The sequence below is a fragment of the Priestia sp. KCTC 13724 genome (genome assembly GCF_056820425.1).
Window position 1 is genome coordinate 1 of sequence record NZ_JBXDLD010000179.1, and the last position, 1,920, is coordinate 1,920.

A 1,920-nucleotide genomic window follows, 5' to 3' on the forward strand; every position below is an offset into this window, starting at 1 on the left:
TGATAATTTGCATCGATAAATGGTAAATTGCCATGATTCTTTCCTCCTTTCTTGAGAATGGATTTGTGTTTTGGAATAAGTTGATGAGAGCACGAGGTGCACTAATCAACGCTTTAGATGAAATCAGCATCATGAACACCAAAGGTGTCAGATGGTGGTTTCATCTTTGCCGATAGGCAAACAAGGTTTATGAAATTCGCCATCTAGGCGAATGGGTCTTTGGTTTTGTCTTTTCGTTCCGAAGGAACCGCACACATCGGTACGATGTATAAGTGCGCCCTTATCTCTTCGATCTAAGGGAATTATACCATATCCTGGTGAGAGAATCTATGCTAAGGATACCAATTTATCTCAATTTTTGATATAATCAATTTAAACATTAGGGAACAGATAAAGGAGATGGGGATGGGTGCCGAAGAAGCGAACAGATGAGGAAATTCTTCAGGAATTAGAAGAGAAAATTGAGAAGATGAAAGCGAAGAAACAACAAGTTGAAGCGCGTAAAAAAGAAAAAGAGAGAAAAGAAAGAACAAGACGACTGATTCAAGTCGGCGCGATCTTCGAGAAATACTTTGAAATTGAAAGTGAAGAAGAGGCAGAAAAAATTGCAAAGGCATTGCAAGCGTATGTAGGGAAAAATAAAGAGAAGGTTTTGAATCATGATATGGTTGTAAAAGAAAAAAAGAAAGCAGCAGCTGAAGTGGCTGTTTCTGAAGAGTAAGGATTCGTAGAAGCCTATGATGAAATGTTTATATTGTGATTCAGAAAATAATTCTATAGATCAAGCATGTTCAGTTTGTGGAGCACCTTTATATACAAAGCGTCCTCAACTTAAAGAATATGTGAGTTTAGAAGATTCGGCTTTGTCATTCCAAGAGCTTCAACGTTTTCATACGTATGACTTGTTAATCTTACTTCGATTGGTTAGAGAAGAGCGTTCAAAAAGCTACAATTTAATGAGAACGGTTCAGAAAGCGCCAGAGGGGATTGAGATTGATAAAAGTATCATAGAGTTCGGAGAAAGCGAATATCGCCTTTATACGGCTCGTATGAAGCTCATAGAGGGTCTTTTGGTAGACCGGATGGGGTATAAGCCTAAGCGAGTGGATGATAAGCTGCTTACAGCGTTAAAACATCGAATGGAGTCGAAATAAGGTTGCATTTATGAAAGATTTGGTAGAAAATTAGACATAAGAAAAGCCCTCAAGTTTTGGATGACAGAAGGACTTTTCTAAGCAAATATACAAGAAGGGGTTAACCTTCTGTTATTTATATTGTGATAATTATATTATAACATAATTAGGTTGATTCCTTCTACAAAAATTGGAGGAATTTAAAAGTGGCTAAAAACATCGTTAATTTTAAAGAGGCTGAGAAAAATGCTCTCAGTAGAGATTTTGATTTAGAGAAAATTAAGTATGCTTTGGATCATGGAGGAGTTACAAAAGAAGATTTAGAAGAGGCAATGGGCTTATTAAGTAAAGCAACTGGTAAAGATCTTTATGTAGGAACTAAACGTTCTCCTCAATCGAAAGTGAGGTTTGCTCAATCTATGCAAAATAATTTAGGATTCTTATATAAACAAGACTATGTAACTAATAAAGAAAAAGTATTTCTCACTGATATAATTCCATACATAGCTTTTTCGAGTAACTGTATTGTTCATGATATCAAAGAAAAAAATCCTGTTCCTGCGAATATTTCTGAGATTGCTAAATTAATAGGTATTACGCGTCAGAATACTAGTTTAGCCGTTAATTCTTTGGTTAAAAAAGGATTATTATTTAAAGGAGATTCAGGAGTTGAAGGTAATAATGCAAAGGCTTATGCTATCTTTGTAAATCCGCATATTATATATGCAGGTGATAAAGATAATGTAAATGAGGCTTTAAAGGTCATGTTTCATAAAGCAATGAAGAT

Annotated in this window: 3 protein-coding genes; all 3 read left to right on the forward strand. The window is 35.2% G+C overall.

The genetic code is table 11. The annotated features are described in order from the left end of the window. Nucleotides 1-409: 409 nt before the first annotated feature. Complete coding sequence (locus AC1UFB_RS20095) at nt 410-721, forward strand: hypothetical protein (protein WP_253348151.1); 312 nt, start codon at nt 410-412, stop codon at nt 719-721. Nucleotides 722-740: 19 nt separating this feature from the next. Beyond that, nucleotides 741-1,154 (forward strand): hypothetical protein, encoded by a 414-nt coding sequence (locus AC1UFB_RS20100; RefSeq protein WP_326046487.1) that lies wholly within the window; start codon nt 741-743, stop codon nt 1,152-1,154. A 185-nt stretch (nt 1,155-1,339) separates the two neighbouring features. Next, on the forward strand, nt 1,340-1,920 hold a 581-nt coding region (locus tag AC1UFB_RS20105; protein ID WP_482589918.1), incomplete at its 3' end, for a MarR family transcriptional regulator.